We start from the raw sequence: 24404 nt of genomic DNA on the forward strand, positions 1-24404 counted from the left end.
AAAACTCGTGAGTGAGATTTATTTGGATAATGCAGCAACAACCCCAATGACCCCAGCAGTGATTGCGGAAATGACTAAACAAATGCAAGAATCATGGGGAAATGCCTCAACTGGTTATTCTTATGGGCGTCATGCCAAACTTGTGATGGAAGATAGTCGTCACGTTCTTGCCCAAAGCATTAATGCTGATGATAATGAGATTATCTTTACCAGTGGGGGAACTGAAAGTGATAATACTGTTATTATCCAAACTGCTTTTAAACGGCAGAATCTTGGTAAGCATATTATTACAACTGCCATTGAGCATGAGGCAGTCTTAAAACCTCTCCATTTTTTAGAAGAACATGGCTTTGAGGTAACCTATTTACCAGTTGATGAAAATGGTAATATCTCAATTGATGATTTTAAGGCCGCTCTTCGTGATGATACGATTTTAGTAACCATTATGATGGAAAACAATGAAGTGGGTAGTCAAATGCCTATCCATGAGATTGGGGAAATTTTGAAAGACCATCAAGCATGGTTCCATACGGATGCAGTTCAAGCATATGGTCTGTTGCCAATTGATGTTAAAGCTGACCACATTGATATGCTTTCAACATCGGCCCATAAGATTAATGGTCCCAAGATGATGGGATTTTTATACCGTCGTGATGGCATTAGTTTTCCAAGCTTTATTAAGGGCGGGGATCAAGAAACTAAACGGCGTGCCGGAACTGAAAATGTACCTGGAATTGCTGGTTTTGCTAAAGCGGTAGAATTAAACACGCCGGAAGTAAAAGAAGAACGACGTGAGCGTTATTATGCCTTTAAGCAAAAAATCGTTAACGCACTTAAGGAAAATAATGTTGATTTTGAAATTAATGGACAAATCAACAAAACCCACGTGCTTAACTTATGGTTTAAAGGAATTTCAACTTATGTTATCCAGACAGATTTAGACCTTGCTGGCATCGCAGTCTCTGGTGGTTCTGCATGTACAGCGGGTAGTATTGAGCCTTCTCACGTTTTAACAGCGATGTTTGGCGCTGATAGCCCCCGAATTAGTGAATCAATTCGAATTAGTTTTGGCGGAGTGAACACTGAAGAAGATATTGATCAGTTAATTGCTACGATTGTTAAAACCGTTGAAAACCTAAAGAAAATTAATGGGGACAATTAAAATGGAATTTACAAAAACAGTACAAATTTCTGGTGATAAGGATAAATACACAATTAGCCCAGAGATAAAAAAATATGCTTTGCTTGATTTAGGATTTGAACAGACTAACCGGGGAAACTTTGAATATTTAGGAAGTCTCGATACTGATAATCCATTTAAACCAGTTGCTCGCCTTCGGATCTTAATTAACAGTGATTTAGATGGTTTTAAAATGGAGACTCTTTCCGGGAATGGTTTAAGAAAAATTAATATTTTTAATCACCAACGAGCAACTGAATTTGTGCAACAATATCACTACATTTTAGATGAAATGGTTGCCCGGCAAATATTCACTAAATAAAAACTGTGCAGGGATTGAAATACTTTGGTACAATGGTTATCACTGGATGCATGCGACCTTCAATCGTAGATTATTCCAGAATCTATACGAAATGATGGTGATAATTAATGGCTGATAATAGTCATACACGTGTGGTGGTAGGAATGAGTGGAGGAGTCGACTCATCAGTGACGGCTCTTCTTTTAAAGCGCCAAGGATACGATGTTGTTGGTGTCTTCATGAAAAACTGGGATGACACTGATGAAAATGGTGTTTGTACTGCCACTGAAGATTACAAAGATGTAGCAAAAGTTGCTTCTAAGATTGGAATTCCATACTATTCTGTTAACTTTGAGAAGGAATACTGGGATCGGGTTTTCAAGTATTTTATTGCTGAGTACAAGAAGGGTCGTACACCAAATCCTGATGTTATTTGTAATAAAGAGATCAAGTTTAAAGCTTTTATTGAGTATGCTAACCAATTAGGTGCTGATTACGTTGCTACTGGACACTATGCTAATGTAAAGCGTGATGAGAACGGCCGGATGCATTTGATGCGCGCTAAAGACCAACACAAGGATCAAACTTACTTCTTAAGTCAACTTGATTATAAGCAGTTGGACAAGGTAATGTTCCCATTAGCTGGCTACACTAAACCAGAAATCAGAAAGATTGCTGAAGAAGCGGGGCTTGCCACTGCTAAGAAGAAGGATTCAGTTGGGATTTGCTTTATTGGTGAGGATGGTCATTTCCGTGAATTCTTGAGCCAATATATTCCAGCACAACCAGGAAATATGGAGACCCTTGATGGCAAGGTTGTTGGGCAGCATATGGGCTTAATGTATTACACCATCGGTCAGCGGCGTGGGCTTGGCCTAGGTGGTAACAAGGAAAGTAATGAGCCATGGTTTGTGATCGGTAAGGATATGAAAAAGAACGTTCTTTATGTTGGTCAAGGATACGAAAATAGCCATCTTTATGCTACTCATCTTGAAGCGAGTGATATTCACTGGGTTGATGATGTCGTAAGCCGTTATGGGCGTGATTTTCATTGTACAGCCAAGTTCCGCTACCGTCAGACAGATGTTGGCGTTACTGTTCATTTGTCAGATAATGATCAAATGGTAACAGTTGAATTTGATGATCCTGCACGGGCCATCACTCCAGGGCAAGCAGTTGTTTTTTACGATGGCGAGGAATGTCTTGGGAGTGCGATTATTGATCGTGCTTACAGTCATGACCGGCAACTTCAATACGTTTAATTCATATTTTTAGACCTTAAAGAAGGCAGAAGTAATTTCACTTTTGCCTTCTTAAATATACATAAAGTAATAACTCTGTGATAAACAATTGCCGCAAACTCTGGTAAGATAGTAAATAAAAGGGGTAACGACAGAGATGACAAAAGTTTATTTAATCCGACACGGCAAAACGCAGTGGAATTTAGAATCTCGTTATCAAGGTGCCAATGGCGATTCACCATTATTAAAGGATAGCTATCGAGAAATTGAATTATTAGCAAGCTCATTACAAAGGATCCCGTTTGAGCATGCTTATACCAGTCCCTTAAAGCGTGCGCGAATAACAGCTCAGGCATTATTGAATCATTTAAATCCAGAAATTCCATTAACAATTGATAGCCGGTTAAAAGAATTTAATTTAGGTAAAATGGAAGGAATGTATTTTGAAGATGTTGCGGCAAAATGGCCTGAGGTTTTAAAAAACTTTCGTCATCATCCTGATAAATATGATGAATCATTAGTAGAAGGGGAAAGTTTTCTGGAAGTAATAGCTCGTTTCCGTGCAGCAATTGAAGAGTATTGTCGCCAATATCCTAATGGTAATATTCTCGTGGTTTCACACGGAGCTGCCTTAAATGCTGCTATTAATGCATTGATTGGAACGCCCCTTGCTCACTTGAAAGATCGTGGTGGACTAAGCAATACATCAACGACGGTTCTTACTACTAATGATGGTCGTCATTTTGAACTTGAGAAGTGGAATGACACATCTTATCTTCACAAGAGCAAGGTTGATCCGACCGATACGATTTAAGAGGTGATATTAATGACAGAGAAAAAAGATTTTCGTGATCCTAAGAAAAAGGAAACCGAAAAATTAGTTCATAAACTAGTTGAAGCAATTGATGAACACCCAGATAAAGTAAATAATTATTATGATTTAGGTTCTTTACTAACTCGGTTAAATGATTATCAACAAGCAGAAGAACTCTTTATGAAGGCTTTAGGTATTTTTGAGGCAAAGGGCGACAAGAATGCTATGAATCTTTTAAACTATGGCCTTGGTAACCTTTACTATGAGATTGGCAAAGTTAATGAAGCAATTAAGCTTTACAATAAGATTGATGATCCAAAGCTCAAAGCTGATTCTTATCTTATGTTAGCGCAAAGCTATATGAAAAAGGGACAATACAAGCAAGCAGTTGCTTATGGATTAACTGCTCTTGAATTACGTCCAGACGATCCTGAAATTAACCAGGTAATCGGCGATTCATTATTAGCATTAGGTGAATTTAAACAGGCTAAAGCTTATTATGATGCAATTCTAAAGTATCATCCAGGACGTGCTGATACGCAATTTAATCGTGGAATTGTGGCGATGGTTCTTGGTGAGCCTTACAAAGACTACCTTACGCAAGCTAAGCAGTTAGATCCTAATTACTACCATAAGAGTGAACAACGACTTAATGATATTGAAAAAACGCTTCAGGCAACGCAAAAGAAAGAGTAGCAACATGAAAGGATGACTTCTATGGCTGAAGAAATCGACCTATTTAAGACGCCAACGGAGCCGTCTTTTTTTATTGGTCAAGTACAATCTGAGATTTTTACTAGTCCAGATTCGTTTTTTAAGGTTTTAATTGTCTCGGTTGAGGAAGCAAACTTTGATTGGCACGAGCCGGAAATTACTGTAACTGGAAGTTTTGGTGATCTTAGCGATGATCAAACTTACCGTTTCGAAGGAAAAATTGTTGAACATCCACGATATGGACAACAGTTTCAAGCGACTTCTTACCATGCCAACCGTCCGACAAGCAAAGATGGGTTAATTGATTTCTTGTCTGGAAAACAATTTACCGGAATTGGAAAAAAGACGGCCGAAAAAATTGTCGACAAGTTAGGAACGGATGCAATTAATAAAATTATTGCTGATCCTCATGTTTTAGATGAATTAAAACTTCGCAAAGCAGTTAAGGATTCATTAGTTAATAATTTACGAGCAAACCAGGGGATGGACCAGATTATCATTGGCCTAAATGATCTCGGCTTTGGTGCTAACCTTAGTAGTGCAATTTTTGACAAGTACGGAGAAGAAACTCTACATATTATTAATGAAAATCCCTACCAACTTGCTGCTGAGATAGATGGAATTAGCTTTAATCGTGCTGATCAGGTGGCACAGAAATTAGGAATCGCCACGGATGATTCACGCCGAATTGAGGCCGCAATTATCCAGACACTTGATGACTTAACAATGGAAACTGGTGATACATTTACTACAACAAAACCTCTCCTGCAGCAAACTATCCAGTTGCTTGCTCAAGGGAGTGGTGGCCGCGTTTCTACAGATTTAATTGCCAACCAAATTGTTGAATTAGAGAAAAATCAAGGAATTAGTTACGCGGACGAAAAAATTTATCCAAGTGCCCTTTATAACGCGGAATGGCAAATTGCTGATCACTTGCATCGTCTTCTTACCGTTGACCAGAAAAAATTACCAGCAACGACTATTGAAAAAACAGTTGTGAAGGTTGCCGAGCAATCGGGAATAACCTATGATCAAGTTCAAAAAGAGGCTATCAAAACAGCCTTAAATAGTAAAGTCATGCTTCTTACGGGAGGCCCGGGAACGGGAAAAACAACAATTATTAAGGGAATTGTAGCAAGTTATGCGAAAATTCATGATCTCTCATTAGACGTAAATGAATATAAAGAAAAGTCTTTTCCTGTTTTACTAGCTGCTCCTACAGGCCGTGCTGCTAAACGAATGAGTGAAGCTACTGATTTACCAGCAAGTACAATTCACCGCTTGCTAGGGCTTAATGGCCGGGAAATGCCAACTGATATGAATGCCCGCGATTTAGAAGGCTCGTTATTGATTATTGATGAAATGTCGATGGTTGATACGCTTTTGTTTAAGACTCTTATTCAAGCCGTTCCTACTTCTATGCATGTAGTTTTAGTAGGTGATAAGGACCAATTACCATCTGTTGGTCCTGGACAAGTTTTTCATGATCTTCTTGATTTTGCAGACCTGCCCAAAGTTGAACTAACCAATATTCACCGCCAGGCTGCTGATTCAACAATTATCCCGTTAGCTCATGCTATCAAAGAGGGTAAGCTACCATCAGATCTAACAAATAAAATGCCAGATCGATCATTTATCTCATGTCATGCTAATCAAGTGCCAAGTGTGGTTCAACAAATTATTGACCTTTCTAAAAAACGAGCTTATTCCGCAAATGATATTCAAATCTTGGCACCAATGTACCGGGGACAAGCAGGGATCGACCGGTTGAATGAACTTGCGCAACAGGCATATAATCCCCCAGCTAATGGAAAACAAGAAGTCGATTTTAGGGGACTAACTTTTCGCGTTGGAGATAAGGTCCTGCAACTCGTTAATGTTCCAGAAAAAAATATTTTTAACGGTGATATTGGAAAAATTACAGCAATTGAAAGCGGTAAGACAGTCGGCAAGAAAAATGAATCAATTACTGTCGATTTTGATGGTAATGAAGTGAGTTATAGCCGAATGGAATGGAATCAATTACGGTTAGCTTATTGTATTTCGATCCATAAAGCACAGGGAAGCCAGTTTAAGATGGTTCTTTTACCGATTGTTCAGCAGTTTAGCCGAATGCTTCAACGAAATCTTTTATATACAGCGATTACCCGTGCCGCAGAAAAGTTAGTCTTGATCGGTGAGCCGTATGCGGTTGTGACTAGTGTAAAAAATGAAGCAGTTAACCGGAAAACTTCTTTAGTCGATCGCCTTGACAAGGTTTGGAGTAGGCATGGTGAACTAAAATCAAAATTGGATCATCAAACAGATTCATTAACAAAAGAACTTTCTAGTCCTCAAACAGCTCAAAGACAACCGGAACAATTGATAAATAATGATGCTCAACAATATATCCTAACAGCTGCCCTCATTAATTCAGAGGCAATTGATCCATTAATCGGAATGGAAAATATTAGCTTACAAAGTTTGCATCAAGCCAAATAATACTTGCTTGAACAGTAATTTGTTGTCATAATAGTTATGATTATTGTCGAACTTTAAAGGAGTATAAAAATGACCCAGATAAAAAATGCCGATAATGTGCGTTTATTTTCACTAAATTCAAATCCAAAACTAGCTGAACAAATTGCTCAACGCGTGGGGATTCCGTTGAGTAAAGCTTCCATTAGTCATTTTGCTGATGGGGAAATTAAAATTACAATTGACGAAAGTATTCGTGGCTGTGAGGTTTATGTCATTCAGTCCGTTTCTGATCCAGTTAACACTAACTTGATGGAACTATTAATTATGGTTGATGCTCTACGGCGGGCAAGTGCGGCCAAGATTAACGTAGTAATGCCATACTATGGTTATGCACGTCAAGATCGAAAAGCACGAAGCCGTGAACCAATTACAGCTAAATTGATCGCTAACCTTCTTGAAATGGATCAAATTAGTCGATTAGTAACGATTGACCTTCATGCTCCTCAAGTTCAAGGTTTCTTTGATATTCCTGTTGATCATCTTCAAGCAACCAGTCTTTTTACTAAGTATATTGAGGAACAAAACTTGGGTGATGATATTGTAGTAGTTGCCCCTGATCATGCTGGCGTTAATTTAGCGCGGAAATATGCTGAACGAATTAAAGCTTCCATTGCGATTATTGATAACCGTAATGATGAAGTTCGGGAACGGACTGAGCAAGAAGTACCTGAATATGTAATCGGGGATGTAAAGGGAAAAACAGCGATTATTGTTGATGATATTGTAGATACAGGAGTACGAATGAACTTATCTGCACAAGCATTAAAGAACTTTGGTGCCGCTAAAGTTTACGGAATTGCTACGCATGCAGTACTTTCAGCTGATGCGGTAAATACGTTACAAAATTCACCGCTTGAAAAGATGATTGTGACAGATACAATTCAATTGCCAAAAGAGAAGGAATTCCCTAAGCTGGTTCAATTATCAGTGGATGATCTATTAAAAGAAGCAATTGTTCGTATCCACAATAACCAATCAATTGATACATTGTTTAATCGTAAATAATTTTATTTTAAAAGGTTCTCGTCTAATGGGGCCTTTTTTTAATACATTTTTATCAAGAAAATTTTATAATCTTTTTAATTGATGATAAATATAATTTTATTTATAATGGGCGATGGATAAGTTTGATTGATAGACAAGTCCTATTTATAGGAACAGTTAATGATTACTGACAATAAAAAGTTAGTTTAGTAGTCAAAAGGAGGATTTTGATGTTATCGAAAAATAATAATCGTGAGCTTCAACGAAAGATAGATGATAGGCAAGATTGTTTTACGTTGCGTAAACTTTCAATCGGGGTTGCCTCTGTCTTACTTGGTTCTTTTATTATGGGAATTCAGTTGTCGCAAACGGCTTATGCTTCTAATAACAATGGTATAGCAGTTACTGAAACAACGAATCTGGCAAGTTTACCAGGGAGCAATGATGCGTCAAATCAATCTAGCGTGGTTGAAAGTGCTAGTACTCCAGTAAGCGCAAGTTCTAATCAAAATAATCAGACGCGTACAGTAAGTGAGGAAGTTACAGCTACCTCTAATAATTCTAGCTCAATAAATTCCTCATCAGCTAAAACAGCAACTGCTAGCAGTCAATCATCTCAAACAAGTGCTGCGTTAACTAGTAATAACCCAAGTTCAACGCCCGTGATGACTACAAGGGGATCTAGTGACTCTATTCAAAATTTAACCAATAACTCCCAAGCGTCATTAAATACTCAACAAGCAAGTATTACAGATGCGCCAGATTATCCTAATACCAATGGAATAATACCTCAAAATCAATATATTTTTGATCAATTCCATTTAACTAATGGTCAATTGACTGATAATGCGTATACGCCCTTAAATATGGTAATTACTTTAGCTACTAATCGTAATGAACCAGGTGGAATCTTAAATTACTATATTACGAACGACCAATACACACAACAGTATAGTAATGGGACAATAAATGTTGGGGAAATGCAAAGCTATGAGGGACCATATCAGGGTTCTAAAATTAATATTTATAATTTTGGGGAAAATGGAATAAGTGTTAATGAACTTAATAATAATTATGGCTTAGCTTTTACATTTGGTTATGGAAAGTATCAAGCTCTTATTAAAGAGAACCCTAATCCTTATGCAGCAGATAATGTATCTAATGCGTGGGGAGATACAATGCCAGCAAAAGTAACTCAGACTATTAAATATGTAAATGAGAAAACAGGAGAAGAGATACCGGGAATACAACCTTACACACAAACGGGACTCACAGGACAGGTATATTCGGCTGGAAAAAACGATCAAATAGTTATTAAGGGTTATTATTTGATTAATAGTAGTCGTGCTAATGGAATTATTTCACAATTTCATAATGGAGGAACCTACACAAATGAATGGGTAAGTGCAAGCGGACAATTAATAAAAGAGGTATGGCACCAAATTTCACAAAATGGGTTGATGCAATGTGACATTTATATTAATGGTCAGCAGCAATATGATCCTAACAATTTAAAAGGAATTGTTTATCCTTCAAGTCAAAGCTCACTTGGCCCAACAGCTTTGAGTATTCAAAATGGTAATTATGTCTTTCCAAATCCTTATGTAGAGCAAACGCAAAACATTGAATTAAAATATTTGCCATTAGGAAAAATTATTCCAGTGTTACCGAATGGAGAAGTAATACCAAACGCACCGCAACCGCAATATCAGAACAATCCTAATGATCCAACCGGAGTTAAACCGGATGAGCCAGTTCCTGTTATTCCTGGTTATACGCCGCAAGAACAAACGGTTACGCCAGAAGATCCTGGAAAAGATACACGGGTTATTTATACACCAATTCAGCAAGGTTCAATCACTGTGACCGTTCATGATGTAACAGATAATGTTAACTTGCCACAATACGGTAAGAGCAGTGGTGAACAAGATGTGGGGACTGGATTTACCTATGATAAGAATACTGTAATTGCAGACCTTGAAAACAAGGGTTATAAAGTTCTTAATCCAGATGTAGTAATTCCAACTACCATTAGTAAAGGTGCGCAAAACATTGTGATTAATGTTGAACACCAGCTTGTTCCTGTAACACCAGAGAATCCAGGAATTCCTGGCCAACCTATTAATCCTAACGATCCAGACGGTCCAAAGTGGCCAGACGGGACTGCTAAGAATGATTTGGAAGTAACTGGTACCCAGACTATTCATTATGAAGGTGCTGGCGATAAGACGCCAGCTGATAACACTCAACACTTTACCTTCACGAAAAGTGCTACTGTTGATAAAGTAACTGGTAAGATTGTCAGTGAAACTGGCTGGAATGTTGCTAGTCATACCTTTGGCAATGTTGATACACCAGTAGTAGCGGGTTATCACGCAGACAAGGCCGTTGCTGGTGGTGCAACGATCACTCCTAATGACTTGAATAAGACGATTGTGGTAACCTATGCACCAAACGGTCATATTATCCCAGTCGGCCCAGATGGTACGCCAATTCCAGGTGCCGACCAACCGCAATTCCCAACTAACCCAGACAACCCAAGTGAAACGACACCAGGTCAAGTACCAGATGTACCAGGTTATCACCCAGAAACTGGTAAGCCAGGTGACCCAGTCGATCCAGTACCAGGCCAACCAGGTGAGAACGTACCAGTTAAATACGTTCCTGACACTCCAACACCAGAAACTTACACTGGTTCGCAAACGATCAAGTTCGTTGATGGAACTACGGGCAAGGAGATTGAAACGCCAAACATACAAACGGCCCCAGATCTAACTGGTGACCATACCTTTGGCAAGATCAACACGCCAGTGATCAAGGGTTACACTACTACTCAAACTACTGCTGGTGGTGCAACGGTAACTAAGAACAACCCGAATGCCACGATTACGGTGACCTATACACCAAACGGTCATATTATCCCAGTCGGTCCAGATGGCAATCCAATTCCAGGCGCCGACCAACCGCAATTCCCAACTAACCCAGACAACCCAAGTGAAACGACACCGGGTCAAGTTCCAGATGTACCAGGTTATCACCCAGAAACTGGTAAGCCAGGTGAACCGGTCAATCCAGTGCCAGGCAAACCAGGTGAGGATGTACCAGTGAAGTACGTCCCAGATACGCCAGTTGAACAAGGATCAATCACTGTTACCGTGCGTGATACTACCGATAATGTTGACTTGCCGCAATACGGTAAGAGCAGTGGTGAAGAAAATGTTGGGACGACCTTTACTTACGATAAGAACACGGTAATCCAAGAACTAGAAAATAAGGGTTACAAGGTCCTTAATCCTGATGTTGTCATCCCAACAACGATCAGTAAGGGTGCGCAAAACATTGTGATTAATGTTGAACACCAGCTTGTGCCTGTAACGCCAGAAAATCCAGGACAACCAGGTCAGCCAATCAATCCGAACGATCCAAACGGTCCAAAGTGGCCAGATGGGACCGCTAAGGATAATTTGGAGGCAACTGGAACCCAGACCATTCGCTACGTTGGGGCTGGTGACCAGACGCCAGCTAACAATGTTCAGCACTTTACCTTTACTAAGAGTGCCGTGGTTGATAAGGTAACCGGAAAGATTGTTAGTGAAACTGGCTGGAACGTCGCTAGTCATACCTTTGGCAATATCGATACGCCAGTTGTTCCTGGCTATCACGCAGATAAGGCAGTTGCCGGTGGAACTACCATTACCCCTGATGACTTAAATAAAACGGTTACGGTAACGTACACGCCAAATGGTCATATTATTCCAGTCGGTCCGGATGGGAAGCCATTGCCAAATGTTCCACAACCGCAATACCCAACGAACCCGAATAATCCAACTGAAGTGACGCCGAATGAACCAGTACCGGAAATTCCAGGATATACACCAAATGTTTCAACGGTAACTCCTGAGAATCCGGGTGAAAATACTCCAGTAGTTTACACGCCAAACGAAAAACCAGTTGGACCAACCACCCCTAGTGAAAATGGCACTTCAAATGGTAATACTGGCAATCCAACTACACCACAGCCAGAGACATCAGCAAAACCAACGACGCCAACTACAACACCAGCTGGAAATGGTAATGTTCCTACTAATGGACAAACAGCAGGCAGTTCAGTTACTACAAGCAATGTAAACAACGCTAATGCCACCACACCAGTAGCACAAAAACAAGCTGCTCAATTACCGCAAACTGGCAATGAACAATTAAAGCACGAAGGAATCTTAGGTTTACTTGCTTTAGGAATTGCAGGCTTATTGGCATTTGGTAAAAAGCGTCGTAAAGAATAGTTAACTTATTGTTTGTCACATCGAATAATTATAAAAAGCCGAGGCTAAGAAATTTCTTAACCTCGGTTTTTTCGATTAAATGATTAAATTAAAATGATAATGAGTCAACGAATGTCTGGTAAGCTTGATTTTCATTGCTTTCGACAACGTTTTTACGAAGGTCAGCTAGATCAACTGCGTGTAAAGATGATTCATCTACGGTAAGAGTATGAGTAAACGTAGCATTACCGATTAATTCGATCCAGTAGTTGTAGTCATCACGGTGAAGAATTGTCTTGACCATGCCACCAGGATTATAAACACTAATTGGTTCATTAAATGATGCTGCGTCTGGATGAGTGAGGGCTAAAGCGAGACTAGTGGCAGACATACCTGTCCCACAAGCATTTGTAAAGCCGACTCCTCGTTCAAACGTTTTTACAAAGAGTTTGTTATGACCGAGAATATGACCAAAGTTAACATTTACCCCATCACTGAAGTAAGGATTATCACTATTTAACCGTGTACCTAATTGTTTAAGTGCTGGACCATTAAGCTCTTCCATACTAACAAAACTAATTAAGTGGGGGTTAGGAACAGCAAGGGCTGAAAAACGGAGACTGGGATATAATTCAGGGACAAGGGTGTCTAACAGGCGCTCATGGCCAAGATTATCAAATGGCAAAGCAGTCCTGTCAAACTTTACTGGTGAAATTTCAACGGCAAAAGCAGGTACTCTGGGTGCAAGGTCTTCATGCTGACGAACACGAAGGCTAGCATTCATTGTATCGACTTTAAAATCGGTTAAATTATCACGTTCTGCTACATACCGGGCAACTGTTCTTAAACCATTACCGCACATTGAAGCTTCACTACCGTCTGCGTTAATTACCCGCATTTGTGCTGCTGATCCTGGTCTAGTTGGATGGTTAACAACTAAAACGCCATCAGCACCACCGAGAACGCCATTTTGTGCATCAGTTATTTGCTGGGTAAATGAAACTAATTCTTCATCGGTAAGGGGATTGGTCAGTTGTGTTTGGTCAAGAATAAAAAAGGCATTTTGTGATCCGTGTACTTTTAATAACTGCACCATAAATAGTTCCTCCTAATTTACAAAAAAGCGATGGTAAATAGCTCGAACAGCTTCATCTGCATCTTCGTTGTATGTCCCAATCATAATTGCAATTCGTGAAGCTCCTTGATTAATCATGGGAACCGCAATGTGTTTTTCAGCTAGGGGCACTAAAATATCATCAATTACCCCCGTGCGATTACGCATACCTTCACCAACAACCATGGTAATTGCATAATTGTCAATCCATTCTAAACGGTCAGGATTAATCTCTTCTTGAATTTCATTGCAGATGGTATCGATTAATTGGTCATTAATTGCATTTCGATCAAGGATAATTGTTATATCATCGATTCCTGAAGGCATATGTTCGTATGAGACGTTGTGCTTTGCGAGAATTTCAAGAATACGAAGAGTAAAACCTGCTTGCTTGTTAAGAAGATATTTGTGAAGGTAAAGGGCTGCAAAGTGTTTTCCGCTCACGACTCCCGTTACAATGTCACTTGGTTGAAAATCTTTATCAGGGACAATCATTGTTCCCGGCTTTTCAGGATCATTAGTATTACGAACATTGATTGGAATATTTCCTTGAATGGCAGGAATCAATGCTTCATCGTGAAAGACAGAAAAACCAGCATAAGATAGTTCCCGCATTTCCCGGTAAGTCATGGTAGTGATTGGTTGCGGATGATCGACAATTTGTGGATTGGCTGAGTAAATAGCATCAACATCGGTGAAATTTTCATAAGTGGAGGCATGAAGACCGCGCGCAAGAATTGCACCGGTGATATCAGAACCACCACGAGAAAAAGTAGCGATGTGGCCAGCAAGAGTGAGACCATAGAAACCGGGGAATACTAAGAATTCGTTCTCATTAAACGTAAAATGACTCAAGTTTGCATATGTTTCTGGGATAACGTTAGCATTATTGGGAGTTCCAGTAACGATAATACCAGCTTCACTTGGTGTCACAAAACGTGCTTCGTAACCTAAATGTTGCAAAAGAATTGCCATTAGTTGGGCATTTAAACGTTCACCATGAGCTTTGAAAGCGGCCAAGAGATAGTTATCATTTGGGTAAGTATGGTTCGAAAGACCTTCCAGTTGTTCGGCTAGCGGAATTAATTTATCTGCTGGTAAGCTAAAATAAGCAGCAATCTCTTGATATCGATTTAAAATTTGTTCAACGATGTCTTGGGGATTTTGGCCTGCGATTACTGTTTGGGCATATTTAATCAGCAAGTCAGTGACCTTAATATCATCGGCAAAGCGTTTGCCCGGCGCAGAAGTGACAATTACCCGTCGTTGTAGGTCCGAGGTAATAATATTAATTGCATTTTGAAAGGCTTCTCCATTAGCCAGAGAGCTTCCACCAAATTTTACGACTTTCATACTTAAAATACTCCTTTGAGATAATTAGGACTGCTAATTTATCTCGAAAATAATTTAATCGAATTCTAACACATTGGAGGTGACATGCAAGCTTTTAAGTTACGAAAGTTTAGTGCAATTAACTTTCTTACATCTAATAGATTAAAAAAACTTTTTTAAATTTAATTATTTATATTGACATTCTCATAAAAGACTTATAAGCTATGTATAAATCGAAGAGGCGCAACCGACACTAGTAAACTAATTTAGTTCGCCAAGACATTGAGGTTAGTTGAACAGGGAAGTTGCCGAAGCGCTTAGTTTGGCATATTAAGTAGCTGGGTCGTAGTTGAATAAGCTACGGACTGTCGTAGGACAATAAGAGCCTGCGTTGCGCTATCGACAAATCAGAATGGATAAGTGAATTCCACTGTTTGTTTGCGCAGACAGTGGATTTTTTTATACAGCCTCTTTACTACAAACTTCATGGAGGAATTACAAATGAACGAACAAATTTCTGATCAACAAATAAACGCTGCTGGTCACCTAACGATTGGGGGATGTGATGCAGTTGAATTAGCTCACCGGTTTGGTACCCCATTAGTTGTTTATGATGTTCAACAGATTCGTAACCAGATCCGAGCATTTAAGCAAGTTTTTGAAGAAAACAGTGTTGATTATGCAGTTAGCTATGCTAGTAAAGCTTTTTCAGCAATCGCAATGTATCAAGTAGTTGCTGCAGAAGGTGCGCATGTTGATGTTGTTTCGGGTGGTGAATTGTATACTGCAATCAAAGCTGACTTTCCAATGGCTAATGTTAGTTTTCACGGAAACAATAAATCACGGGAAGAATTAGAAATGGCAATTGATCATCACGTGGGAACAATCATGATTGATAACTTCCATGAGATTGAATTATTAGCAGATGTTTTGGAAGAGCATGATGCGCATATTGATGTGATGTTGCGAATTACTCCTGGAATTTCTGCTCATACAAATAAATACATTCAAACTGGTCAAGTTGATAGTAAATTTGGGTTTGACCTTCAATCAGGACAGGCAGATGAGGCGTTAGCAAAAGTCCTCGAGAATCCCCGGATGCAAGTAAAAGGATTGCATGCCCATATTGGCTCACAGATTTTTGAACTTGCGGGATTTGAAGGAGTAGCTAAGAAGTTAGTTGAAGTTGCCGCCCACTGGCAAGAAAAATTCAACTACCAAGCTGCTGTGATCAACGTTGGAGGTGGCTTTGGAATTCGTTATGTAAAAGATGATACACCACTTGCTCCAGAAGAATTTGTGGCAGCAATTATTAAGGCTATCAAAACTGAAATTAAAGAAACAAACCTTGCCATGCCGGCAATCTGGATAGAACCAGGACGTTCAATCGCGGGGCCTGCTGGCTATAATCTTTATACTGTTGGATCACGTAAAGATGTACCAGGATTGAAGCCATATGTAACAGTTGATGGAGGAATGGGCGATAACATTCGTCCAACACTTTATGAAGCACAATATGAAACGGTCTTAGCAAATAATCCTCGTGCAGAGTTGATTGAACATGTTCGGGTAGCGGGAAAGTATTGCGAGTCTGGTGATATTCTCAGTCAGAATCAGGCATTACCTGCTACAAAACCAGGGGATGTCTTAGCAATGCTTGATACTGGTGCTTATGGCTACTCCATGGCTTCAAATTATAATCGGAATCCTCGTCCAGCAGTTGTCTTTGCGGAAAAAGGCACAGCCCAGGTTGTAATTAAACGAGAAACCTATGATGATTTAATTCATTTGGATGAACCATACCAACAATAATTTGACATATATAGACATATATATAAAGGAAGAAAGAGGTAAATAATTATGGCTGAATTAGATGCACAAACAATCATTAACTACATTAGTAACGCACCAAAGAAGACACCGGTAAAGGTCTACCTTAAAGGAAATTTGGGTGATTTAGAATTTCCCACAGAAGTAGAAACATTTCTTGAACAGCATACGGGGGTTATTTTCGGTGATTGGACAGTTATTGAACCGTTATTAAAGGAATACAGTTCAGCGATTGAATCTTACCACGTGGAAAACGACGCGCGTAATTCAGCAGTTCCTTTGCTTGATTTGAAGAATATTAATGCCCGCATTGAGCCAGGAGTAATTATTCGCGATAAAGTGCTTATTGGTGACAATGCTGTCATTATGATGGGAGCAACAATTAATATTGGTGCTGAAATTGGTGCTGATTCGATGATTGATATGGGGGCAGTTCTTGGTGGCCGTGCAATTGTTGGTCGTCACTGTCATATTGGTGCTGGTACTGTATTAGCTGGGGTTGTTGAACCGGCTTCAGCTGAACCAGTCCGCATTGATGACAATGTAATGATTGGCGCCAATGCGGTGGTAATTGAAGGGGTTCATGTAGGAGAAGGGGCCGTCATTGCTGCTGGCGCCGTGGTTACCCATGATGTAGCCCCTCGCACAATGGTTGCGGGAGTTCCTGCTAAGTTTATTAAGAATGTCGATGACCAAACCGCTGGTAAGACTGAACTAGAGGACGATTTACGGAAGCTCTAGGAGGAGGTCAAGATGCTAACAGAAGAAGAATTAATTCAAATTCGTCGTCATCTCCACCAGATTCCGGAACTGGCTCTTCAGGAATTTGATACTCACCAATACTTAGTGGAGACGATTGCTGGTTTTAACCAAGCCTTTTTAGAAGTTCGTACCTTTAAGGAATTGCCAACTGCTCTTATGGTGGTGGTGCATGGTCAGAATCCACAACGAACAATTGGCTACCGAACAGACATCGATGCTTTACCAGTTGAGGAACAAACAGGCTTGCCATACTCATCAACCCATCCGGGAGTAATGCACGCCTGTGGTCATGATATTCATATGACGGTTGCATTAGGCGTATTGAATTATTTTAGTGAACACCAGCCGCAAGATAATCTACTGTTTTTCTTCCAACCGGCCGAAGAAAGCGAAAATGGTGGAAAGCGGGCATATGAACTGGGCTTGTTTAGTGGAAAGTGGAAACCAGATGAGTTTTACGGTTTGCATGATAATCCTGATTTGCCAGCAGGAGCAATTGGCTGTCGGATGGGGACCTTGTTTGCGGGAACCACAGAAGTTAATATTGACCTCAATGGTAAGGGAGGTCACGCGGCGTATCCTCAAAATGCTAATGATACAGTTGTTGCGGCCGCATCATTGATTCTTCAAGTGCAGACTGTGATTTCGCGGAGTATCGATCCTATTCAAAGTGGTGTAATTACCTTAGGAAAGATTGCCGGCGGGACGATTCGAAATGTTATTGCTGGCCATACGCGGATTGAAGGAACGATTCGGGGACTAACGCAGACGATGATTGAAACTATTGATGACCGCTTGCGGGACGTATGTGAAGGAATCAGACGCAGTTTTAACATGGAGGTTTCCCTTGAATTAAATCAGGGTGGCTATTGGCCAGTAGAGAACAATCCAGAATTAACAAAACGGTTTATTCGTTATATGGAAGAAACACCAACTGTAAACTTTATAGAGACAGAACCAGCAATGACTGGGGAAGACTTTGGCTACTTATTGGCTAAATTTCCAGGGACCATGTTTTGGCTTGGGGTTGAAGATAATTCACAATTACATTCGGCCACCCTTACTCCCAATGAAAAAGCAATTAAACGTGGAGTAGATGCGATTACTGGTTTTCTTGAATATCGAATGCAAAATTAGTACGGAATAAATAATGGAGGAATGAATATGACATTATTACAAAATGCAGACTTAATGACGGCAATTGTAACCCCTTTTGATGATGAGGGAAATATTGATTATGGTCGTTTAGAGGATTTAACAAATTACTTAATTGAACACGGGAGCAACGGTTTTGTTATCGGGGGAACTACTGGAGAAACTCCAGAACTCACTCATGATGAAAAAATTGAGCTATACCAACATTTCGGTGAAATTGTAAACGGACGGGTTCCGGTTATTGCTGGAACTGGAAGTAATAATACTAAAGAAACGATTGCCTTTACTAATGAAGTTGCGCAAATTAACGGTATCGACTATGCCCTTGTTGTTGTTCCTCCTTATAACAAACCTAACCAACGGGGAATGGTGGCTCATTTCACAGCAGTTGCGGATAATGTTGACCTCCCAATCATCATTTACAACATTCCTGGTCGTACAGGGGTAAAGATGGCTCAGGAAACCGTAGTAGAATTGTCTCACCATCAAAATATCGCCGCTGTAAAACAATGTACATCTTTGGAAGAACTTGAATACATTGTTGAACACCGCGACCCTGATTTTGCAGTTTTCACGGGTGAAGATGCACAGGCGCTAACTGCCCGGGTTTTAGGAGCAAATGGGGTTATCTCGGTTGCTTCCCATACCTATGTCGATCAAATGCGCCAAATGTATGACTCGCTATACCGAGGCGATTATCAAACTGCTGGTAAGTTGCAACGGTGGTTAACTCCCCGGATGGCTGCTTTGTTTATGTTCCCATCACCATCACCAGTTAAAGCGGTTTTGAATGCGCAAGGTTTTAACGTTGGTAGTTGTCGCTTACCAATTCTTCCATTAAATGAAGAAGAGAAACGCGAATTAGAGGCTGCCTTATCCTTACCTACTAATTCGCTGACTACTAAGAACTTACCTTTAAATTTGGGGGAATAAAGCATGAAAAAAGTTTTAATTGCTGGTGCGACTGGAGCAATGGGACAAAAGGCAGTTGACCTAGTGAACTCACTCGCTGGATTTGAAATTACCGCTGCGCTTGCACCAACCTTAACAAAAGAGAATATGGCTGATTTTCACCTTGCATCATCTGTTCATCCTTATCAAACTTTGGATGAAATTGAAGATGGGGTTGCTGATATTTGGATTGATTTTACCTTGCCAAGTGCCGTTTATCAGGATGTTAAGTTTGCACTTGAACACGGAATGAGGCCGATTGTTGGCACGACTGGCTTAACCGATGAACAACAAGCAGACCTAGTGCGTCTCAGTGAAGAAAAACAAGTGGGTGGATTGATCGCTGCTAATTTTGGGATGTCGGCAGTTCTTCTTATGAAATTTGCTCAGGAAGCGGCTAAATACTTCCCTGACGTTGAAATTATTGAAATGCATCATGGTGATAAAAAAGATGCCCCATCGGGAACGGCCTTGAGTACCGCAAAGTTGATCGATCAAGTCCGTCCTGCACATGAGACAAATCCTGATGAAACAGAGAGTTTAACCGGTGCTCGGGGTGGTGATTACCATGGAATTAAGATTCATGCCGTTCGGCTTCCGGGGTACATTGCTCACGAACAAGTTCTCTTTGGTGGGGATGGTGAGGCCCTAACTATCCGCCAAGACTCATTTGACCGTCAATCCTTCATGAATGGGGTTAAAGTTGCTCTGGAGAAAGTTGATGGATTATCAAAATTGGTAATTGGCTTAGAAAATATTTTATAAGAAGGTGAAAAAATGCCAAGACTTCATGTTGAATTAGCAACCACCGTAAATAGTTATTTGGCAGCTGTTCCGCCAGCACAGATTCGTGCATTTGATGAAGAAATTTCTGCCGTTCCTGGACTAGTAAAATTAACACTTGGTGAACCTGACTTTGCTGTCCCAGATCACGTTAAAAAGGCGGCAATTGAAAGTATTCAAAATGATGATTCTCACTATTCACCGAGTAAGGGTAAAATCGAATTACGCAAAGCGATTAGTAAATATCTTGAGCAAAGTCGTCATGTTTACTATGACCCTGAAACCGAAGTTGTAGTCACGATTGGGGCAACAGAAGCGGTAACGGCGACAACATTTGCGATGTTAAATCCGGGAGATAAAGTAATTATTCCCACTCCAGCATTTTCGCTATATTTCCCGAGCATTTCCCTAACTGGTGCTGAACCGATCAAAGTTAATACTGCTGATGATGGCTTTTTGCTATCTGCTGAAGGGCTAGAAGAGGTATTAGCCAAAGAGGGTCCTACAGTAAAGGCCGTTCTCTTAAATTATCCTAATAATCCAACTGGCCGTTCATACACTGAAGAAGAACTAAAAGGATTGGCTAAAGTAATTAAAGACCATCACATTTATGCGATTGTTGATGAGATTTATAGTTCATTGATGTACGATCAACCGTTTCATTCACTTGCGACGCTTTTGCCTGAGCAGACAATTCTGATTAGTGGTTTGTCAAAATCACATGCAATGACGGGTTATCGTTTAGGATATGTGGCTGGCCCGGGAGAATTCATTTCAACGATGTCAAAGATGCATTCATTTATGGTAACGTGCCCAAATGATACTGCTCAAGCGGCTGCGATTGAAGCGTTAGAAAACGGGGATGATGATCCGCAAAAATTTAAGCAGGCCTATCGTCAACGGAGAGATAAACTTGCGAGTGCAATGCGAAAGATGGGCTTTGAAATTGCGTTGCCAGATGGAGCATTTTATATTTTTGCTAAAATCCCTGCTCAATTTGGAAAGGATGACCTTGCCTTTGCACGTAAATTAGCTCACGAAGCTAAAGTTGGCGTAATTCCCGGGAATGCATTTGGTCCTGGTGGAGAAGGATATATTCGCTTATCATATGCAGCGGCAGATTCTGTTATTGATGCGGCGATTGAACGGTTACAAAATTTTATGAAAAATTTAGGATAGGTTGAAAGAAGGAACTAAGATGAGTAAAGAATATAATGTCGCAATTTTGGGTGCTACTGGTGCAGTTGGTACACGGATGATTCAGCAATTGGAACAATCAACAATTCCAGTAAAGAGTGTGAAATTACTGGCATCTGCTAAGTCAGCTGGTAAGCAATTATCATTTAAGGGCCAACCGATCACTGTTGAAGAAACGACACCTGATTCTTTTGATGGAGTTGATATCGTGCTTTCATCTGCTGGTGGATCAGTATCAAAAAAGTTCCTTCCAGAAGCAGTAAAGCGGGGAGCAGTTTGCGTTGATAATACGAGTGCTTTTCGAATGGAACCTGATGTACCGCTAGTAGTTCCAGAAGTAAATGAAGAGGCATTAGAAAATCATCATGGAATTATTGCTAATCCTAACTGTTCGACAATTCAAATGGTGGTAGCATTGGAACCAATCCGCCAAGCATTTGGGTTGAACCAAATTATTGTTTCAACTTACCAGGCGGCTTCTGGAGCAGGTCAATCAGCTTTAAATGAACTGCGACAAGAAACCCAAGACTACCTCGATGGGAAAGACATGCAAGCAGACGCCAAGATTTTACCAGCAAAGGGTGACAAGAAGCATTATCCATTAGCTTTTAATTTATTGCCCCAGATCGATGTCTTTGAAGATGATGGTTACTCCCATGAAGAATGGAAGATGATCCATGAAACAAAGAAGATCATGTTAAACAATATGGACGCTAAGGATATTAAGGTTACTGCCACTTGTGTTCGGGTACCTGTCCCAATTGCTCATGGAGAATCCATTTACTTTACTGTTGACGATCCAACGGTAACTGTTGACCAATTGCGGGCAGTATTAAAGGATGCTCCCGGGGTAGTTCTGCAGGATGATCCTGCGCACCAGGTTTATCCTCAACCAATTAATGCTGTTGGTAAGCGTGACACTTTTGTTGGTCGGCTCCGTGCAGATGAAGAAAATCCTGGTTCCTTTAATATGTGGGTTGTTGCTGATAATCTCCTTAAAGGGGCTGCCTGGAATACCGTTGAAAATGCAGAACGTTTAGTTGCAAATGGGTTAGTTTAAAATTTTATAATCATACAAAAAATACTCTCTGAATATAGGGAGTATTTTTTGTATTATATATAATGAAAGGATGATCAGTGATGAAATTTGTAATTGCTCCAGATTCATTTAAAGGCGGATTAACAGCAAAAGAAGCAGCAAATGTGATGGCAGAAGGAATCAAAAGAGTGTTTCCGAATGCCGAGTATGCTTTAGTTCCAATGGCTGATGGAGGAGAAGGGACTGTTCAATCCTTAGTTGATGCGATTAACGGTCAAAAAATGATTGCTAAAGTTCATAACCCATTAAATGAATTAGTTAATGCTGAGTACGGAATATTAGGTGATGGGGAAACAGCAGTGATTGAAATGGCGGCGGCAAGTGGCCTTCAATTTGTTAATAAGGAGACTGCGAATCCGCTGATTACAACTACATATGGTACCGGCGAGTTAATTAAGGATGCTCTTGACCATAACATTAAAAAAATAATTATTGGAATTGGTGGAAGTGCAACCGTTGATGGGGGAGCGGGGATGGCCCAAGCGCTTGGAGCACGTTTACTGGATGCTGATAATCATGAAATTGGTTTAGGCGGTGGTGCGTTAGCAAATTTGAATCAAATCGATTTTAGAGATTTAGATTCCCGTTTAAAAAATGTAGATATTCAAATTGCATCAGACGTTACCAACCCCTTAACAGGTAAAAATGGGGCAGCCCCAGTATTTGGTCCTCAAAAGGGAGCAGACCGAGAAATGGTGAATATCTTGGATAAAAATCTTCATCATTATGCACGAAAAATAGTTGCAGCTGGTGGGCCAGACGTTGAACAAACAGCAGGTGCAGGGGCAGCTGGTGGTTTAGGAGCCGGATTAATAGCGTTTACCGGTGCGACAATGAAGCGAGGAGTAGAATTAGTGATTGAAGCAACTCAACTACAAAAAAAGGCAGTTGGTGCGGATTATGTTTTTACTGGTGAAGGAGGAATTGATTTCCAGACTAAACTTGGTAAAACGCCATATGGAGTCGCTAAGGCAACTAAAGAGGTGGCTCCTAATGCTCCAGTAATTGTGTTGGCTGGAAATATTGGTAAAGGTGTAAATGATCTATATTCATCCACGGCCATTGATGCAATTTTTGCAACTCCTGAAGGGGCTAAACCATTAAAAACAGCATTAGCAGATGCACCTATTGATATTGCTCAAACAGCAGAAAACGTTGCGCGTTTAATTAAAGTGAGTCATGTTAATAATTAGAAATTAAAAGAGGGTGGAAAAACTTTGCCTTTTTTCTCACCCTCTTTTAATTTCATGGACAATTGTAAGATAATGTGGAACTGCTTCGCGTCGTCACAAGGTTCGCAGCCGAACGACAATCAGCCCATGCCCCCGCCTTAGCTTAGCCAACCGCCTTGTCGAGAAGACTGTTTTCTGCGCACATTTTACAGCAAATTACTGGCTTGGCTTAGTCTTATAAAGACCGTATAATGAATTGGAAGATAATCAAGGAGAATTTAAAAATGGAAGATAATAAATATCAATATGATGAAAACGGCTTTCGGGAAGATCTAAAAGATGATCCGGATGTTCTTCACCAGCCAGATGCTGACCGTACACAGCGCGATTTAATAACTCTGGACTATGATGAGACGTTGGCATTTCTTAATGGTGAAAAGGAAGTTAAGACCGTTTATGACTTTTCAGATGATGTTTTAGAAAAAATAAAAGAAAAATATCCAACCCTAAATGATACACCGATCAATAAAGTAATCATGGAAAAGTATCAGCAGATTTTATCCGCTCGATACAATGAATCACAAGCGAATAATAAGACGGTGCATGCCGATGATAGCGAGGATAATGATGAATAGCCTAATAACGTTTATTATTTCAATTGCCTTTTTAGGATTAGTGATTTGGGAAAATCGTTTGCATAGTCAACTTGGATTTTTGGCAAGTCAACGACCAGATAAAGTTACGAAGGATTTTATCCGAGTAATTCGTCAAGAGAAACGGTTGAATTGGATCTTGTGTATCTTAGCAATTATTGTTTTCATGACGACTAGTCGTTACTCAGTTCTATTAATGAGTATTATTACAATTATTGAATTGTTATTAGTAACTCGCATGGATCGTGTGAAAAACGAAATGATAGATTAAATATTATTATAATAGTTAATGTTTTAAGAAAGAGTAACGTTTTTTAAGAACTATCTAATAATTGCTATA

General features: G+C 40.0%; 20 protein-coding genes and 1 riboswitch. Of the genes, 18 read left to right on the forward strand and 2 right to left on the reverse strand.

The features are described 5' to 3' along the window. The first annotated feature begins 7 nt into the window (after positions 1–7). From LMB57_RS04520 to LMB57_RS04555, 8 genes are all read left to right on the forward strand, one after another. Positions 8–1162: a cysteine desulfurase family protein gene (locus tag LMB57_RS04520; RefSeq protein ID WP_229271942.1), complete on the forward strand. Its 1155-nt coding sequence runs from the start codon at positions 8–10 to the stop codon at positions 1160–1162. 1 nt (position 1163) lies between these two features. Further along, a complete protein-coding gene (locus tag LMB57_RS04525; protein ID WP_003666780.1) occupies positions 1164–1502 on the forward strand; it encodes a DUF1831 domain-containing protein in 339 nt (112 codons plus the stop codon). 107 nt (positions 1503–1609) lie between these two features. Then, positions 1610–2743 (forward strand): tRNA 2-thiouridine(34) synthase MnmA, encoded by a 1134-nt coding sequence (gene mnmA, locus LMB57_RS04530; RefSeq protein WP_229271943.1) that lies wholly within the window; start codon positions 1610–1612, stop codon positions 2741–2743. 136 nt (positions 2744–2879) lie between these two features. Further along, positions 2880–3536 (forward strand): histidine phosphatase family protein, encoded by a 657-nt coding sequence (locus LMB57_RS04535; protein ID WP_229271944.1) that lies wholly within the window; start codon positions 2880–2882, stop codon positions 3534–3536. Positions 3537–3548: 12 nt separating this feature from the next. Then, positions 3549–4232 (forward strand): tetratricopeptide repeat protein, encoded by a 684-nt coding sequence (locus tag LMB57_RS04540; protein ID WP_229271945.1) that lies wholly within the window; start codon positions 3549–3551, stop codon positions 4230–4232. Between the two features lie 21 nt (positions 4233–4253). Next, the gene (gene recD2 / locus LMB57_RS04545) at positions 4254–6731 is read left to right on the forward strand and encodes an SF1B family DNA helicase RecD2 (protein WP_229271946.1); all 2478 of its coding nucleotides are present in this window, start codon (positions 4254–4256) and stop codon (positions 6729–6731) included. A 69-nt stretch (positions 6732–6800) separates the two neighbouring features. Then, the gene (locus LMB57_RS04550) at positions 6801–7775 is read left to right on the forward strand and encodes a ribose-phosphate diphosphokinase (RefSeq protein ID WP_019254307.1); all 975 of its coding nucleotides are present in this window, start codon (positions 6801–6803) and stop codon (positions 7773–7775) included. A gap of 209 nt (positions 7776–7984) precedes the next feature. Next, positions 7985–12037 (forward strand): mucin-binding protein, encoded by a 4053-nt coding sequence (locus tag LMB57_RS04555; RefSeq protein ID WP_229271947.1) that lies wholly within the window; start codon positions 7985–7987, stop codon positions 12035–12037. Between the two features lie 88 nt (positions 12038–12125). Here the strand turns inward: LMB57_RS04555 and dapF are convergent, their stop codons facing one another. Both dapF and LMB57_RS04565 read right to left on the reverse strand, forming a co-directional pair. Next, entirely contained in the window at positions 12126–13112 is a 987-nt protein-coding gene (dapF, locus tag LMB57_RS04560) for a diaminopimelate epimerase (RefSeq protein WP_229271948.1), read from the reverse strand. Positions 13113–13124: 12 nt separating this feature from the next. Then, positions 13125–14483 carry an aspartate kinase gene (locus LMB57_RS04565; RefSeq protein WP_229278061.1) on the reverse strand — a complete coding sequence of 453 codons (1359 nt, stop codon included), beginning with the start codon at positions 14481–14483 and terminating at the stop codon, positions 13125–13127. A 207-nt stretch (positions 14484–14690) separates the two neighbouring features. Further along, positions 14691–14870, forward strand: a riboswitch (Lysine riboswitch). 93 nt (positions 14871–14963) lie between these two features. Between LMB57_RS04565 and lysA the strand changes: the two genes are divergently transcribed. From lysA to LMB57_RS04615, 10 genes are all read left to right on the forward strand, one after another. Next, positions 14964–16274, forward strand: a complete 1311-nt coding sequence (gene lysA, locus LMB57_RS04570; protein WP_229278062.1) for a diaminopimelate decarboxylase — start codon at positions 14964–14966, stop codon at positions 16272–16274. A gap of 48 nt (positions 16275–16322) precedes the next feature. Beyond that, positions 16323–17033 carry a 2,3,4,5-tetrahydropyridine-2,6-dicarboxylate N-acetyltransferase gene (gene dapD / locus LMB57_RS04575; protein WP_229278063.1) on the forward strand — a complete coding sequence of 237 codons (711 nt, stop codon included), beginning with the start codon at positions 16323–16325 and terminating at the stop codon, positions 17031–17033. A gap of 12 nt (positions 17034–17045) precedes the next feature. Further along, positions 17046–18191, forward strand: a complete 1146-nt coding sequence (locus tag LMB57_RS04580) for an N-acetyldiaminopimelate deacetylase (protein ID WP_229278064.1) — start codon at positions 17046–17048, stop codon at positions 18189–18191. Positions 18192–18218: 27 nt separating this feature from the next. Further along, positions 18219–19142 (forward strand): 4-hydroxy-tetrahydrodipicolinate synthase, encoded by a 924-nt coding sequence (gene dapA, locus LMB57_RS04585; RefSeq protein WP_229278065.1) that lies wholly within the window; start codon positions 18219–18221, stop codon positions 19140–19142. A gap of 3 nt (positions 19143–19145) precedes the next feature. Next, positions 19146–19925 (forward strand): 4-hydroxy-tetrahydrodipicolinate reductase, encoded by a 780-nt coding sequence (gene dapB / locus LMB57_RS04590; RefSeq protein ID WP_229278066.1) that lies wholly within the window; start codon positions 19146–19148, stop codon positions 19923–19925. Between the two features lie 12 nt (positions 19926–19937). Beyond that, positions 19938–21122: an aminotransferase class I/II-fold pyridoxal phosphate-dependent enzyme gene (locus LMB57_RS04595; RefSeq protein WP_229278067.1), complete on the forward strand. Its 1185-nt coding sequence runs from the start codon at positions 19938–19940 to the stop codon at positions 21120–21122. Between the two features lie 19 nt (positions 21123–21141). Continuing rightward, a complete protein-coding gene (locus LMB57_RS04600) occupies positions 21142–22200 on the forward strand; it encodes an aspartate-semialdehyde dehydrogenase (protein ID WP_229278068.1) in 1059 nt (352 codons plus the stop codon). An 80-nt stretch (positions 22201–22280) separates the two neighbouring features. Further along, a complete protein-coding gene (locus LMB57_RS04605; RefSeq protein WP_229278069.1) occupies positions 22281–23432 on the forward strand; it encodes a glycerate kinase family protein in 1152 nt (383 codons plus the stop codon). A 230-nt stretch (positions 23433–23662) separates the two neighbouring features. Then, positions 23663–24046: a hypothetical protein gene (locus tag LMB57_RS04610; RefSeq protein ID WP_019254055.1), complete on the forward strand. Its 384-nt coding sequence runs from the start codon at positions 23663–23665 to the stop codon at positions 24044–24046. Continuing rightward, positions 24039–24335, forward strand: a complete 297-nt coding sequence (locus LMB57_RS04615; protein ID WP_003674385.1) for a hypothetical protein — start codon at positions 24039–24041, stop codon at positions 24333–24335. The genes LMB57_RS04610 and LMB57_RS04615 overlap by 8 nt, the downstream gene beginning before the upstream one ends. Positions 24336–24404: the final 69 nt, after the last annotated feature.

It is taken from the genome of Limosilactobacillus secundus (assembly GCF_020784695.1).
In the GTDB taxonomy this organism is placed as follows: domain Bacteria; phylum Bacillota; class Bacilli; order Lactobacillales; family Lactobacillaceae; genus Limosilactobacillus; species Limosilactobacillus reuteri_F.